This is a genomic window from Hymenobacter nivis (genome assembly GCF_006439025.1).
GTDB classification, from domain to species: Bacteria; Bacteroidota; Bacteroidia; order Cytophagales; family Hymenobacteraceae; genus Hymenobacter; species Hymenobacter nivis_A.
On the sequence record NZ_RCYZ01000006.1, the window covers coordinates 162966 to 177484 of the forward strand.

The window sequence follows — 14519 nt, forward strand, 5'->3', positions numbered from 1 at the left end:
AAGAATAAGGCAATAGAAGAGAAACGGCTACGCCACCGGCAACCAGGCGCAAAATTCGGTGCCCTGGGGCCCCGACGTGACTTCGAGCCGGCCGCCGTGGTTTTGCACGATGCGCTGGGCAATGTCGAGGCCCAGGCCGGTGCCTTCGCCGGCCTGCTTGGTGGTGTAGAAGGGCTCGAAGATGTGAGGCAGCACGTCAGCCGGAATGCCGGGTCCGTCGTCGGCCACGCAAACTTGCACGAAGCCCGGCGCCAGGCGGGTGCGCAAGGTAAGGCCGCCGCCGGGGGGCAGCGCGTCCACGGCGTTGTCGATGAGGTTGGTCCACACCTGGTTGAGGCTGCTGACTTGGCCGCGCACCTGGGGCAGGCCGGGGGCGTACTCGCGGGTGAGGCGGATGTTTTTGGCCCGCAGCTGGTAGCCAAAAATGTTGAGCGTGCTCTCGAGCCCGGCCGCCACGTCGAGGGGCGCGAAGTCGCCGCCGCGGTCCATGTGCGAGTACGTTTTCACGTTGTCCACCAGCGTGCTGATGCGGCTGCTGGCCTCCTGCACGTCGCGCAGTAGCCCTTGGGTGCTCAGCTGCCCTTCGAGCCAGGCGAAGGCGGCGGGGCGGGCGGCGGGTGGCAGCAGCGCCGCCACTTCTGCGAGGGCGGGGGCCCCCAGGCCGGCGGCGAGCAGGGTGCTGGCCAGCGCCGAGCCGTCGGGCACGGCCTGCGTCTCGAGCCAATCGGCCAGCTCGTCTTCCTGGTCGGCCCGGTCCAGCGCCGACGTGGCCGGGGCCCCGGCGGCCGCGGGCTGCGGGTGGGCCAGCAGCGTGAGGGCGTGCAGGGCCTCGGGGGCGGGGCAGTGGCTGGCCAGGGCCGAGAGCAGCTCGGGCTGGGCCGTGAGCCGGGCCCCCAGCGTGGCGGCGGCCCGGCTGATGGCGGCGGCGGGGTTGTTGAGCTCATGGGCCAGGCCAGCCGAGAGCTTGCCCAGGGCGCGCAGCTTCTCGTCGCGCTCCTGGCTGCGGGTTTGGTCGCGCACCCGGTCGCTCATCAGGCCCACCAGGCGCTGAATTAGGTCGGGGCTGGTGCGCTCCAGTTCGGGGAATAAGTCGCGGTGCAGCAGCAAGATGCGCGTTTCGCCCACGGCCACGCCCCGGCCGTTGATGGTGCGCAGCCGCGAGTAGGGCAGCACCCCGCTCACCTGCCCCGCCTCGATGCGAAACACGGGCTCGGCGTGGCCGCTGCGCTCGAAGTAGAACTGGATGCCGCCCGCCACCACCGCCATCATGTACTGGGCCGCGTCGCCGGCCTGCACCACGGTTTCGTCGGGGCCGTAGTGGCGGTCTTCGCCGTGGGCCAGCAGCCAGGCCAGGGTGTCGTCGGGCAGCCCGGCAAAGGCCGTGACGGTGGACAGTTCGGCGGCGGTGAGGGGCGTGGGCATGGCAGGAAAGGTTAAAGGCGGGGCATCACCACTCAACAAGAAAGAGGGCCCCCGGGTTGAAGCTGGGCCCTAACTCGCTACGGCGCCGGGGCAGCGGCGCCTTTGAAGCTGAACACCGCCCCGGGCAGCGCCACGGCCGCCGTGATGAGGTAGAACGTGAGGCTGACCGTGACCGACACGGCCGCGTCGAGGTGCAGCACCTGGGCCCCCAGCACGAAGGTAACCTCCCGGGCCCCGATGCCGCCCACCGTGAGCGGCAGCACCGCCACCACCGACGACACGAGGAATACCACCAGGTAGTCAATTACTTGGGTGCTGGTGCCGGTGCCCGCCAGAATGGCCCACGCGCACAGCACCTGGGCCCCCTGCACGCCCAGGCCCAGCCACCCCGCCCGCCCAAACAGCGGCTGGAACTCGGGGAAAAACCGGCCGCTGGCCCAGTAGCTGGCCGCCACGCCCACCGGCACGCCCGCCAGCACCGCCAGCCGCCAGGGCAGCGGTACGGCCGGCACGAAGGCAAAGAGCACGCCCGCCAGCACGCCCAGGGCCAGCACGCCGCTCACCCGGTCGAGGAGCAGGGCGCGCACCAGGGCCGTGGTTTTGCCGGGGAAGCGCTGGCGTAGCAGGTACACCTTGTAGCCGTCGCCGCCGATGCCGCCGGGCAAAAACAGGTTGTAGTACATGCCCAGCCAGTACAGGCGCAGGTTTTCGCCTTCCGTCAGCGGCACGCCGATGGCCCGAAAAAAGTAGTTCAGCCGCCGCGCCGACAGCCACTTCGACAGCGCAAACAGCCCCGCCGCCAGTGCCAGCCACCCCGGCCGCGCCGTGGCCAGCACCCGCCGCACATCGGCCAGGCTAATGTGCTGGAAAACGAAGTAAAACGCCCCCACCACAAATGCCAGCTTGGCAAGCAGCACCAGGGCGCTGCGCAGCTTCGGACGGTGGGCGAGGAGGGGCATTTGGAACGGTTTGAGGGTGTAGCGCGGACTTTGTAGTCCGCGTCGCTACCCGGTCGCTACACGGCAATCGGCAGGACGAAGCGAGGGCCCCGGACTACAAAGCCCGTGCTACAGCATCCTAGCGGTGGTAGGTTGGGTCGAGGTAATCAGCGGGCGGGCAGTTCTGGGGCCCCTGGCCGGGGGCGGGCTCGGCGTCGTCGAACTTGACGAGGTTGAGGTGGATCTGGCGGTCAATTACGAAGTCGAAAAACTGGCGGTAGCGGCGGCCTTCTAGGTAGCAATCCTCGGCCAGATAGTAGGCTCCCATATCGGTGGGCGCGGGCAGGGCGCGGGTGATGGCGCCCCGTTCGCGGGTGATGTAGAAAGCTTCGTCGTTGTCGAGGCGCGAATCCTTGTACACATACAGGGGCTGACCCTTCGTGATTTGGCCCACCCGGATGCTGGCCGCGCGGTAGGGCACGATGTCGTTGGTTTTGTAGCGCGCCGGCAGCACAAATAAGTTGAAGCCCACCCGCAGGCACAGCAGGTAGGCGCACAGCACCACCAGCCGCTGCGCCGGCAGCGTGTAGTAGAGGTACGCTAGCGCTACCAGGGCCCCAAACACGAGCGCCGTTTTCGGCAACAGGCCCGGCACGTCGGCGATGTGCGGGATGAACGGCGGCGCGAGCAGCGCCAGCGCCACCACCGAGAGCACGAACAGCAGCACGCCGTCCACCACCCGGTTTTGCCAGGGGCCCTGGGCTTGGTAGTGGTCGTAGAAGTAGATCATCACCGTGATGAGCAGCGGGATGAGCGGGAACAAGTAGCGCGGAATGGTGGCCGGCGAGAGCCAGAAAATCGGCGTCAGGGCCAGGAAAATGAAGGCGTTGAACTTCAGAAACGGGTGGGCCTGAATGGTTTGCCACCAGCCGCGGCGCACCAGGCACACCACCAGCAGGGTCCAGGGCGCAAACCAGCCCAGGAAATCGAACGGGTAGGTGAGCACGTGCTTGATGGACTTGAAGAGCGGCTGCTCGGCCACCGTGCGCTGGCTCGACTGGTCCCAGAGGGTGTAGAAGTAGTCGTGCAGCGAGTTGTAGCGGCTGTACACCAGAAAGTAGCTGCCCACGATGGCCACGAACACCCCGATGCCCAGGAAATGGGCCCCCGAAAACAGCCGCTTGAAGTTCTTCGAATACCAGCAAAACACCACCAGCGTAATGCCCTGAAACGCAATGGACGGCAGCCCTTTCAGCATGAAGCCCACCGCCGTGAGGGCGTAGGTAATGGCAAACAGCCGCCGCCATTGCCCCTTTTCGGCGAAGTAGAACACGGCCGCAAAGCCCAGGTAGGTGATCCAGGCGTGCAGCGTGTCGATGAGGCCCTGGAAAGAATCCCAAAACAGCATCCGCCCGCAGGTGATGAACGCAAACGCCGCCACAAACCCCAGCCGGGGCCCCAAATACCGCCGCACCACCACAAACAAGGTGGCCGCGTAGCCCAGCAGCGAGAGCACCGTGGGCAGCCGCACCACCAGCTCCGACTGGCTCCCGGTGATATTGAACAGCCCCAGCAGCAGCCAGTTATACAGCGGCGGCTTATTGTAATAGTACACGCCTTGCAGCGTGGACACGAAGTAGTTGCCCGAGTCCTTCAGCTCCAGCGTTACCAGGGCCCTAATGGGCTCGTCCACTTGCAGCGGCAGCAGCCCCAGGTGGATGAATAGCGCCGGGCCCAGCGCCAGCAGGCACAGCACCATCAGCGCCCACGGGCGCTGCTGAAACCACAGGGTAAACGACGACATGCGGGCAGGGGAACGGTAAACCGCAAAACTACGGCGCCGGGCAGTAGCGCTGTTGTAGCGCGGACTTTAGCTACGCTGACCTTCGGTTGTAGTCCGCGGCGCTGCCCGGTCGCTGCCCGATCGTCGGCAGGACGAAGCGAGCGCCGCGAACTACAAAGTCCGCGCTACAGCCTGGGGCCCTAGTGCTTGGCGGCCGGCGGCTTAAACACCAGGCGGAACCCTTTGAGGGCCGCGGGGTGGTAGATGGTGCCGTGGGTTTCGAGCGGCATGGGGTCGTAGTGCCAAATGAGGGCGCGGCCGTCGGGGGCCCCCAAGGCTTTGGTGAGGCGCTCGGTGTCGGCCACAATCTCCTTCTCGTTGCTGGTGGCCAGGTACAGGGTTTTGGGCGGGCCAGGGTGGGCGCGGCGCAGGGCCCCGGCCTGGGCCACCAGCTGCGCGTTGTTCCACCACAGGCTGGGGTCGAAGGCGAGGTAGGTGCTGAACAAGTCGGGCTCCAGCAGCAGGGTTTCGACCACGAACAGCCCGGCCAGCGACTCGCCCACGATGGCCGTTTCGGCCGTGGTGCGGTAGCGCTGCTTGATGGCCGGCATCAGCTCGGTGCGGATGAACTGCCGGAATGCGGCCGAGCCGCCCACGCGGGGCGCAATCTTTTTGTCGTCGGGGTTGGTGGTGGGGCCCGTCAGGTCGCGGCGGCGCGCCGTGTTCTCGATGCCCACCAAAATGAACGGCCGCATGGTGCCGTTGCCCACCGACACCTGCACCAGGCCCGCCACGTGCAGGAAATCTTCCTGCACGCCGCCGTCGGGCATGTACAGCACGGGCAGGCGCAGGGCGGCCGAATCGGCGTAGCCCGGCGGCAAGTACACGTTGATGCGGCGGGTTTCGCCCAGCACCTTGGAGGGCAGGGTGAACGTTTGGCCGATGGCCAACGGCTCTGCTAGGGCCCCCAGGGTTTGGGCCCGCAGGGCGTGCGCGGCCAATAAAAACAAGCCCGGCAGGAGCGCGCGGAGCACAGTACGGAAAGTAATCATGCCCCAAGATTAAGGGAGATAGTGCCTGCCCACGCTACGGGCCCCTAGCGCCAGCGCACTTTGGCGCCCGATTGGCCGGCCCACAAGCGTTCGGGCACGCTCTCGAGGATAAGCTGGCGCAGGGCCGTGAGCAGGGGTACGCGCACGAAGCCGTGGTGCACCACCAGGCTCACCTCGCGCACGGGCTGCGGGTCGACGAAGCGCTTCACCAGCGGGTTTGTGTCTACTTCTTCGAGCACGGCCAGCTCGGGCACCAGCGTGTAGCCCTGGTGGCGGCGCACCAGCTCCATCAGCGTTTCAATGGAGCCGCTCTCGTAGGTCACGTGGGCGGCGGGGTCGGTGGTGGCGGCGCACAGGTTCAGCACCTGGTGGCGGAAGCAGTGGCCCTGCTGCATCAGCCACATGCCGGGGGCCTTGAGGTCGGCGGCTTCGATTTGGGCCTTGCCGGCCAATTGGTGGTTGGCCGAAACGTAGGTCAGGAACGGCTCCTCCAGCACGGGCAGCTCGCGCAGCTGGCGGTCGTCGAGGGGCGTCACGAGCAGGCCCACGTCGAGGCGGTGGTCCTTGAGCTGCACCATAATTTCCTCCGAACGCAGCTCCTCCACCCGCACCTGCAGCTGCGGGTAGGCCGTGGTGAGGCCCACCAAAAAGCGCGGCACCAGGTACGGCGCCAGCGTGGGGATGACGCCCAGCCGCAGCTCGCCCACCATTTCGCCCTTCTCCACCTGCACCAGTTCGCGCAGCTGCTGGGCCTCGCGCAGCACCTGCCGGGCCTGGGCTATCACCTTCATGCCCACCGCGGTGGGCTCGGCGCCCTTCTTGTTGCGGTCGAACAGCAGCACGCCCAACTCGTCCTCCAGCTTCTGCACTTGCACGCTGAGGGCGGGCTGGGTCACGAAGCTTTTTTCAGCCGCCAGCCCGAAGCTGCGGTGCGTATCGAGGGCCACGAGGTAGGTGAGCTGTTGCAGGTTCATGGGGCAAAGATAAGGCTTGCTTATGCTGATGTTCAAAAAAGAAGATTTTGCTTATGTGTGGCAACGCAAAGGGCCGCCCCAGCAACTGGAACGGCCCTTGCGCAAACGCAGTTGGCCCGGGGGCCCTACAGCGGCTTTTTCAGCGAATCCTGAAACTTCTTGATTTGCGGGGCCACCACTTTCTGGTCGCCCACCACTACGATGGTCATGGCCTCGGGGCGGATATACTGGCGGGCGGTGGCGCTCACCTGCGCGGGCGTCACGGCGTTGATGTTTTTCACCTGCTCGGTGAGGAAGGTATCGGGCAGGCCCTGCAAGTCCAAGGTGTTCAGCTGGCTGATGATGCCGCCGGGGTTGGAGTTGCGCAGCACAAACATGCCGCTCTCGAAGTTCTGAATGCCCTTGAGCTCGTCGGCCGAGGGCGGCGTTTTCTGGAGCCGCTCGATTTCGTTCACGATTTCGTGCAGCGAATTGTACGTGTCCTTGGTCGTCACGTCGGCGCTCTCGCTCCAGTCGCCGGTGTGGTAGTGGGTGGCCACCGAGCTGTAGGGCGAGTACGTGTAGCCCTTGTCCTCGCGGATGTTGCGGGTGATGCGCGAGCCGAACGAGCCGCCGAGCAGCGAGTTCATCACCCGCAGCCGGATGTAGTCGGGGCTGGTGGGGTCGGCCGCCGGCAGGCCGACCACAAGCGTCGATTGCGGCGCGCTGGGCCGGTCCTGGGTCAGCACCTGGGCCTTGGTGAGGGGCTTGGCCGCCTCAATGTGCGGCGCGGGGCCCTTGGCCCAGGGGCCCCAGGCGGCGGTGAGGGCCTGGCGCAGGGCGGGCGCATCAAACTTGCCGGCCACGTACACGCTGGTGCGCTGGGCCCCAAACTGGTTCTTGTAGAAGTTCTGCACCTGCGCCAGCGTCAGGGCGTCGAGCTGCGCATCGGTGGGGATGGGCCGGCCGTAGGGGTGGTCGCCGTAGATGGCGGCCGTGAATTTCTGGTGCGCCTGGGTGCTGGGGTACGAGCGCGAGAGGTTGGCTTGGCGCTTCATGTCGGTTTTGAGGCGCGCCACTTCGCTGGCCGGCAGGGCGGGGTGCTGCACAATGTCGGCGAGCAGCGCGGCCAGCTGGGGCGCGTACTCCGACAGGCACGAGGCCCAGAGGTAGGTTTGGTCGGAGCCGGCCGAGATGCTGAGCGAGCCGCCCATGCCGGCCACTTTTTCGGCGAGCTGGGTGGCCGAGAGCGTGGCCGTGCCCTCGTTCAGGAGCTTGGCCAGCAGGTCGGCGATGTACACTTCGTCGGGGCCCTCGTGCACGTTGCCGGCCTGCACGGCCACCATCATCGTCACCTTGGGCACCTGGCCGTAGGGCACCAGGCGGGCTTGCAGGCCGTTGTCGAGGGTGAATTCCTCCTTGGCGGGCAGGGCAAAATCGCGCGGGGCGCTGCCCACGGGCGGGGCCTCCTTGGGGGCCGTGGGGGCCTGGGCGGCCACGGCGTTGGCCACGCCGCCGGTGCGGGTAGTGGCCTTGGCGGTGGTTTTCTTGACGGGGTGAGCCGCGGCTTTTTTGGCCGGCGCCTGGGCCTGGGCGGGCGCGGCCAGGGCCCCCAGCGCGGTGGCGAGCAGCCCAATGGTTAGCTTGTTCATAATGGTATGGAAAGCAGGATGGGCTAGCTCTTGGCCAGCGGGTTGACGATGAGCAGGGTGCGGTTGGTGGGGCGCAAGTATTCCCGCGCGGTTTTTTGCAGCAGCGCGGGCGTCACCTTGCGGAACTCGCTCTCCAGCTTGTTGATGCGCGCCGGGTCGTTGTCGAACAAGGCGAAGGCGGCCAGCAAATCGGCCCGCCCGAAGTTGTCGGAGCCGCTCACCTGGTCGTAAAACGACGAGCGCATCTTCACCACCGCCAGGTCCAGCGTGGCCTGGTCGATGCCCGTGCTGGTGAGGCGGTTAACTTCGCGGTCGAGCACGCGCACCACCGAGTCGGCCTGCACGGCGGGGTCGTACACCAGGCTGCCCATCCACAGCATGGGCCCCGCGTAGTTGAACTGGTTGCCCAGGTCGTTGTTGATGCCGCCGCCCACGCCGTCGGAGTAGCCGCGCTTCTGCACCAGGGCCTGGTAGAGGCGGCTGTCGTTGCCCTGCAGCAGGATTTGGTCCAGCAAAATCATGGCGTAGTACTCGGGCGTGTTGCGCTCGGGCATGTGGTAGGCGAAGGCCAGCGCCGGCTTGGCGGCCAGCTTGTCGTCCTTCGTGAAGCGCTGCTCGGCTTCCTGGCGCGGCTCGGCCAGGTCGGGCTTGGGGGGCGGCGTGGCGCTCGGAATGTTGCCGTAGTACTTGGTAATCCAGGCCTTGGCCTCGGCCGGCTCAAAGTCGCCCACCACGGCCAGCACGGCGTTGTTGGGGGCGTAGTAGGTTTTGAAGAAGTCCTTGGTGTCGGCCAGGTTGGCCGCGTCCAGGTCTTTTAGGTCGCCGTAGAAGTTGTGGGCGTTGTTCCAGTTCTTGTTGGCCTTCTGGGGCATGTCGAGCCACGGGAAGCCGCCGTAGGGCTGGTTGAGCACGTTCACGCGCACCTCGCTTTTCACCACGCCCTGCTGGTTGGTGAGGTTGCTTTGGTTGATGGCCAGGCCCCGCATCCGGTCGGCCTCGGCCCACAGAATCGTTTCGAGCTTATTGCTCGGCACCACCTCGAAGTAGTTCGTGAAGTCGAAGCGCGTGGAGCCGTTCATGCTGCCGCCGTTCTTCTGAATGAGCCCGATAAACTCGGCCTTGCCCAGGTTCTGCGAGCCCTGAAACATCAGGTGCTCAAACAAATGCGCGAAGCCCGTGCGGTTGCGCGGCTCGGTGCGGAAGCCCACCGCGTAGTAGGCGGCCACGGTGGCCGTGGGCGCCGTGTGGTCGGGCGAGAGCACCACCCGCAGCCCGTTCGGCAAAGTGTAGTACTCCACCGGAATCTGGAACGCCGGGCCGGCCGGCGCCGCGGCGGCCACCGGCGCGGCGGCTGCGGTGGCCGCAGCCGGAGCGGTCGTCACCACGGCCGCGGTTTTGGGGCTGCACGCGCCCAGGGCCAGGGCCCCCAGGGCGCAGCCCAGGCCCCGGCGTAACAATAAAGCGTGTTTCATCTAGCAGAAAAAGAAGGTGAAAGGAAAATGAATCTAGGAAACGCAATATTAAGGCAAATCCTTATCCCCTAGATGCTACTGTCCCACAAAAGGTTGCCCTGCCCGGTGTAGCGCCGACTCTGCGCGTCCGCGCCGAGCGCCGCGGGTACTGCCCCGCCCGTTCAATCGTGCTGCTCGCCGCGCTCGCCACGGACTTGCCAAGCCCGCGCTACATCCGCCGGGGCCCCGACCTTTGCCCCGTGCTACCTCCCTTGCTCTTCGCTGATTTGCCGGCCCTGCTGCGCGGCCACTTGCTGCAAGCCCCCGCCGACCCGGCCGCCGCCGTGCGCCACCTGCTGCTCGACAGCCGCCGCGCCGGTCCGCCCGCGGGGGCCCTGTTCTTCGCCCTGCGGGGCCCCAGCCACGACGGCCACCGCTACCTGCCGCAGGCCTACGCCCAGGGCGTGCGCCTGTTTGTGGTGGCGGACGGTGCCACGCTGCCCGGCAGCCTGGCCGCCTACCCGGGCGCCGGCATCGTGGCCGTGCCGAGCCCGCTGGGGGCCCTGCAAGCGCTGGCCGCGGCGCACCGCCAGCAGTTCGGGGGCCCCGTGTGGGCAATCACCGGCTCGAACGGCAAAACCATTGTGAAGGAGTGGCTGGCCCAGCTGCTGGGGCCCGACGAGGTCATCTGCCGCTCGCCGCGTTCCTACAACTCGCAGGTGGGCGTGCCGCTGAGCGTGTGGGAGTTGAGCCCCGAGCGGCACACGCTGGGCCTGTTCGAAGCCGGCATTTCGGAGGTGGGCGAAATGGCGAAACTGGCCGCCATCATCCAGCCCACCGAGGGCATTTTCACCACCCTCGGCACGGCCCACGACGCCGGCTTTGCCTCCGAAGCCGAGAAGCTGCGCGAGAAGCTGCGCCTGTTCGAGGGCCCCGGCTTCCGCCGCCTCTACTACTGCGCCGACCAGGGCCCCGTGCGCGAAGCCGTGGCCGCCCTGGGCCTGCCCGGCTTCGGCTGGACGCGCCACGACGCGCCCGGTGCGGCCCTGCGCTTCCGGGTGGCGCCGACCGGCGCGGACGGCACCGCCGTGAAGGCCCGCGCCGGCGAGCTGGGGCCCCGGGCCGATTTCGTGCTGCCCTTTGCCGACGAGCCCTCCGTCGAGAATGCCCTGCACTGCCTGGCCGTGCTGCTAGCCCGCGGCGTGGCGCCGGCCGAAATCCAGCGCCGCCTGGCCCGCCTCCAGCCCGTGGCCATGCGCCTGGAAATGAAGCAGGGCCGCCACGATAGCTACCTGCTCGACGACACCTATAATAACGACCTCGCCGGCCTGGCCCTGGCCCTGGCCGCGCTCGGCCGCCAGGCCCGCCCCGGCCGCCGCACCCTCATCCTCAGCGACGTGCTCGAATCGGGCCTCACCGGCCCCGCCCTCTACGCCCGCGTGGGGGCCCTGGCGCAAGCCCACGGCGTCACGCGCCTGGTGGGCATTGGGCCGGAGATTTCCGCGGAGATGAACGAGTTAAAGGTTAAAAGGGAAAAGTTAAAACCCAACGAAACCGAGGAGCTACCAACGCTCTTAACTTTTAACTCTCAACTTTTAACTGAATTCTACCCCACCACCGAGGCCTTCCTGGCCCAGTTCAACCCGGCCGATTTTGCCCACGAAACGATACTGGTGAAGGGTGCGCGGCGCTTCGGCTTCGAGCGCATCGTGGCGGCGCTGCAGGCCCAGCAGCACGGCACAGTGCTGGAAGTGAACCTCGACGCGCTGGCCCACAACCTCCAGCACTTTCGCCAGCAGCTGCGCCCGGGCACCAAGTTGATGGTAATGGTCAAGGCGTTTGCCTACGGCGCGGGCTCCTACGAAGTGGCCAGCCTGCTCGAATTTCAGCGGGCCGACTACCTGGCCGTGGCCTACGCCGACGAGGGCATCGCCCTGCGCGAGGCCGGCATCGGCCTGCCCATCATGGTGATGAACCCGGCCCCCGACGCCTTCGAGCTGCTGCGCCGCCACCGCCTGGAGCCGGAAATCTACTCCTTCGAAATCCTGGAAGCCTACCTGGCCACCTTTCCGGCCGCTGATGCACCAACTCACTCCTTCACCAACTCACCGATTCACATCAAGCTCGACACCGGCATGCGCCGCCTGGGTTTCGAGGAGGCCGACGTGCCGGCGCTGGGGGCCCTGCTGCGCCAGCACCGCGCCCGCCTGCCGGTGGCCGGCATCATGACGCATATGGCCGCCGCCGACGACCCCGCCCACGACGACTTCACCCGCCAGCAGCTGGCCGCGTTCGGCCGCATGGCCGGGGCCCTGGAAGAAGCCCTGGGCCACCCCGTGCTGAAGCACGCGCTGAACTCGGCTGGCATCCGGCGTTTCCCCGAGGCGCACTTCGACATGGTGCGGCTGGGCATCGGCCTCTACGGCGTCGATGCCAGTGGAATGGATGCCAGCGCATTGCGCCCGGTGAGCACGCTGCGCACCACCATCTCGCAAATAAAAACCCTGCCCGCCGGGGCCACCGTGGGCTACGGCCGCCGGGGCACGGCCACCGGCGCCGACCGGCGCATTGCCACCCTGGCCATTGGCTACGCCGACGGCTACGACCGGCGCTTCAGCAACGGGGCGGGCGTGGTGCTGGTGCACGGGCAGCGCGCGCCGGTGGTGGGCTCGGTGGCGATGGACATGTGCATGGTGGACGTGACCGACATCCCCGCGGCGCGGGCCGGCGACGTGGCCGTGGTGTTTGGCGCGGAGCTGCCGCTGCCGCTGCTGGCGGCCCGCATCGGCACCATTGCCTACGAGCTCCTCACCAACGTGAGCGAGCGGGTGAAGCGGGTGTTCGTATCGGAATAAGCCAACGCCAGGGCCCCAAACTGCGTATGGCAACATTCATTTACTGAAATACCATGTACAAGCCGTTCCTTTCCCTCGTTGCTGCCAGCGTATTGCTTGCCAGCTGCGAAACCAAAACCTCTGAAACCAAAGAAACCCTCGCCGACGCCACCGCCGACACGGCCGTAGTGGCCCGCACCGGTGAAACTGCCGATACGCTGGGCGCCAAGGCCGTGGACGCGGCCAAGGGCGCTGTAGCATCGGCTGGCGCGGCCATCAGCAACGCCTGGACGGTGAGCAAGGACAAGCTCAAGGACGTGAAATTTGCCGAAGTGAACCTGCCCGGCATCACCGTGCGCGGCGACGGCGACTACGACGTGTACACGGTGGACGAAACCGTGCTTTTCGATACCGACAAGGCCGCCATCAAGCCCAGTGCCGCCAAGGCCCTGGACCAAATCACGGGTTCCATCGGCCAGCGCTTTCCTAAAAGCGAAGTGCGCATCATGGGTTACGCCGACGCCCGCGGCACCAAGGGCTACAACAAAGCCCTGAGCGAAGAGCGCGCCGAAGCCGTGAAAACCTACCTCGTTTCGAACGGTAAAATCGCCGCTGCCCGCTTGAGCGTGGAGCCCATGGGCGAAGCGGAGCCCGCGGCCACCAACGCCACCGCCGCCGGCCGCCAGGAAAACCGCCGCGTGGAAATTGCCGTGCGCACCCGCTAGGGTAACCGGCCAAAATGCAAAACCGGGCCCCGGGCCCGCCAGGTTTTTGCCCCGTGGGGCAGGGCTTGGCGGGGCCGGGGCCCGGTTTTGTGCTTTAGGAAATTGGTTAAGTACCAGCGTCTAAACATAGTTCAATCGGTCGCTTTCAAAATGCCCGTCGGCATCGTTATTTTGCGGAATGTTTACTCGCAGAATGCAATTAAAGCCATTTGTTTGGGCCTGCTGGGGCCTGCTCTTGCTGGCCGCCCGCCCGACCAGCGCCCAGGCCCCCGCGCCGGCCGCCGGGGGCCCCGTGCGGCCCGCCGCCGAGCCCGGCCCCCTCGATGGCTTCTGGAAAGGCCCCCTGAAAGTGCCCGGTGGCTCGCTGGAGGTCATCTTCCGGTTTCTTAAGCTCACCAGCGGCGATTACTTCGGCACCCTCGACGTGCCCCTGCAGAAGGTGAGCCACCTGGAGGTGCAGGTGACGCAGCGCAACGACACGGTGCAATTGTATGCGCCAGCCGCGGGCAGCCGCTTTGTGGGCGTGCTGGCGGCCGGGGGGCAGCAGCTGGTGGGCACCTGGCAGCAGCCCGGCTACAAGGTGGCCATGGCTCTCGCCCACTCGGCCGTGCCGGTGGCGGCCGCCGCTTCCACGCGCCTCACCCCGCCCTACCGCGAAGAAAACGTGACGTTTGGCGGCGGGGCGGCGTCGGCGCGCCTGGCCGGTACCTTCACGGTGCCGGCCGGCCCTGGGCCCTTCCCGGCCGTGGTGCTGGTGAGCGACGCTGGCGTGCAGGACCGCAACGGGGCCGTGGACGGCTACGCCCCGCTGGGCCAGCTGGCCGACTACCTCACCCGACGCGGCATTGCCGTGCTGCGCTTTGATGACCGCGGCATAGGCCAGGGCGGGGCCCCCGGGCCCGAGCCCACCGCCGCCGAGCTGGTGAGCGACGCGCAGGCGGGCCTCAGCTTTTTGCGTAACCGGCCCGAGGCCGACTCGGCCCGGCTTGGCCTCATCGGCCACGGCGAGGGCGGCAACGTGGCCCTGCTGGCCGCTGCCCAGCCGCTGCCGCCCGCCTTTGTGGTGGCGCTGGCCGCTGCCGGGCTGCCCGGCCGCGAGCTGGTGCTCCAGCAGCAAAGCACCACGCTGCGCCAGCTCGGCACCGACAATGCCCAGGTGGCCGCCATTGCCAAGCGCCAGCAGGCCGTGTTCGACATCATCGGCCGCACCCCCGACAATGCCCTGGCCCGGGTGATGGTGACCAACCTGCTGCGCCAGAGCAACAGCCCCACCGACGCGGCCACCGCCCAGCGCCGCGCCGCCGAAATGACTACCCCCCGCTACCGCTACTTCCTGGAGTTTGACCCCGCCGCCAACCTCAAGTTTGTGGCCTGCCCCGTGCTGCTGCTCAACGGCACCGCCGATGGCTTCGTGAGCGCCGACGCCAATCTGGCGGCCCTCGAAAAAGGCCTCAAGGCCAACAAGGGCGTCACCGTTAAGAAGCTGCCTGGTGTAAATCACCTCTTTCAGCCCGAGCCCGGGCAGTGGCCCGTGGTGGCCGGCCAGCCCAAGGCCACGTTCTCGCCCCTGGCCGAAGAAACCATCCGCGCCTGGATTACCGAGCGGGGCCCCGCCAAAAAATAGGGCCCCCAGCCCCCACCAAAAAGCCCCCGGCGACTCGCGTTGCCGGGGGCTTTTTGGTGGGCCGATGGTTGGTAGCCAGGTCGTT

The 14519-nt window shown here is 67.3% G+C and carries 10 protein-coding genes; 3 read left to right on the top strand and 7 right to left on the bottom strand.

Annotation, left to right across the window (positions count from 1 at the left end; genetic code table 11):
* Positions 1 to 27: 27 nt before the first annotated feature.
* From EAH73_RS15195 to EAH73_RS15225, 7 genes are all read right to left on the bottom strand, one after another.
* Positions 28 to 1422, bottom strand: a complete 1395-nt coding sequence (locus EAH73_RS15195; RefSeq protein WP_140468025.1) for a sensor histidine kinase — start codon at positions 1420 to 1422, stop codon at positions 28 to 30.
* 77 nt (positions 1423 to 1499) lie between these two features.
* Positions 1500 to 2381, bottom strand: coding sequence for a lysylphosphatidylglycerol synthase transmembrane domain-containing protein (locus EAH73_RS15200; RefSeq protein ID WP_140468027.1), 882 nt, complete (start codon positions 2379 to 2381; stop codon positions 1500 to 1502).
* Between the two features lie 118 nt (positions 2382 to 2499).
* Entirely contained in the window at positions 2500 to 4164 is a 1665-nt protein-coding gene (locus EAH73_RS15205) for an ArnT family glycosyltransferase (RefSeq protein WP_140468029.1), read from the bottom strand.
* A gap of 179 nt (positions 4165 to 4343) precedes the next feature.
* Entirely contained in the window at positions 4344 to 5195 is an 852-nt protein-coding gene (locus tag EAH73_RS15210) for an alpha/beta hydrolase (RefSeq protein WP_140468031.1), read from the bottom strand.
* A 44-nt stretch (positions 5196 to 5239) separates the two neighbouring features.
* The gene (locus EAH73_RS15215; RefSeq protein ID WP_140468033.1) at positions 5240 to 6169 is read right to left on the bottom strand and encodes a hydrogen peroxide-inducible genes activator; all 930 of its coding nucleotides are present in this window, start codon (positions 6167 to 6169) and stop codon (positions 5240 to 5242) included.
* A 125-nt stretch (positions 6170 to 6294) separates the two neighbouring features.
* Positions 6295 to 7800 carry a M16 family metallopeptidase gene (locus tag EAH73_RS15220; RefSeq protein WP_140468035.1) on the bottom strand — a complete coding sequence of 502 codons (1506 nt, stop codon included), beginning with the start codon at positions 7798 to 7800 and terminating at the stop codon, positions 6295 to 6297.
* A gap of 23 nt (positions 7801 to 7823) precedes the next feature.
* Positions 7824 to 9272: a M16 family metallopeptidase gene (locus EAH73_RS15225; RefSeq protein WP_140468037.1), complete on the bottom strand. Its 1449-nt coding sequence runs from the start codon at positions 9270 to 9272 to the stop codon at positions 7824 to 7826.
* A 239-nt stretch (positions 9273 to 9511) separates the two neighbouring features.
* Here EAH73_RS15225 and EAH73_RS15230 point away from each other — a divergent pair, with 239 nt between their 5' ends.
* The 3 genes from EAH73_RS15230 to EAH73_RS15240 all read left to right on the top strand — a co-directional run bounded on the left by EAH73_RS15230 (position 9512) and on the right by EAH73_RS15240 (position 14434).
* On the top strand, positions 9512 to 12106 hold the full coding sequence (locus EAH73_RS15230; protein WP_240047273.1) for a bifunctional UDP-N-acetylmuramoyl-tripeptide:D-alanyl-D-alanine ligase/alanine racemase: 2595 nt from the start codon (positions 9512 to 9514) through the stop codon (positions 12104 to 12106).
* A gap of 53 nt (positions 12107 to 12159) precedes the next feature.
* Positions 12160 to 12810, top strand: a complete 651-nt coding sequence (locus EAH73_RS15235) for an OmpA family protein (RefSeq protein WP_140468039.1) — start codon at positions 12160 to 12162, stop codon at positions 12808 to 12810.
* A gap of 193 nt (positions 12811 to 13003) precedes the next feature.
* Positions 13004 to 14434, top strand: coding sequence for an alpha/beta hydrolase family protein (locus EAH73_RS15240; RefSeq protein ID WP_161599567.1), 1431 nt, complete (start codon positions 13004 to 13006; stop codon positions 14432 to 14434).
* The last annotated feature ends 85 nt before the right edge of the window (positions 14435 to 14519 follow it).

Coding starts and splice junctions, on each gene's coding strand:
- EAH73_RS15195 (WP_140468025.1), bottom strand. CDS start 1,422: ATGCCCACGCCCCTCACCGCCGCCGAACTGTCCACCGTCACGGCCTTT.
- EAH73_RS15200 (WP_140468027.1), bottom strand. CDS start 2,381: ATGCCCCTCCTCGCCCACCGTCCGAAGCTGCGCAGCGCCCTGGTGCTG.
- EAH73_RS15205 (WP_140468029.1), bottom strand. CDS start 4,164: ATGTCGTCGTTTACCCTGTGGTTTCAGCAGCGCCCGTGGGCGCTGATG.
- EAH73_RS15210 (WP_140468031.1), bottom strand. CDS start 5,195: ATGATTACTTTCCGTACTGTGCTCCGCGCGCTCCTGCCGGGCTTGTTT.
- EAH73_RS15215 (WP_140468033.1), bottom strand. CDS start 6,169: ATGAACCTGCAACAGCTCACCTACCTCGTGGCCCTCGATACGCACCGC.
- EAH73_RS15220 (WP_140468035.1), bottom strand. CDS start 7,800: ATGAACAAGCTAACCATTGGGCTGCTCGCCACCGCGCTGGGGGCCCTG.
- EAH73_RS15225 (WP_140468037.1), bottom strand. CDS start 9,272: ATGAAACACGCTTTATTGTTACGCCGGGGCCTGGGCTGCGCCCTGGGG.
- EAH73_RS15235 (WP_140468039.1), top strand. CDS start 12,160: ATGTACAAGCCGTTCCTTTCCCTCGTTGCTGCCAGCGTATTGCTTGCC.
- EAH73_RS15240 (WP_161599567.1), top strand. CDS start 13,004: ATGCAATTAAAGCCATTTGTTTGGGCCTGCTGGGGCCTGCTCTTGCTG.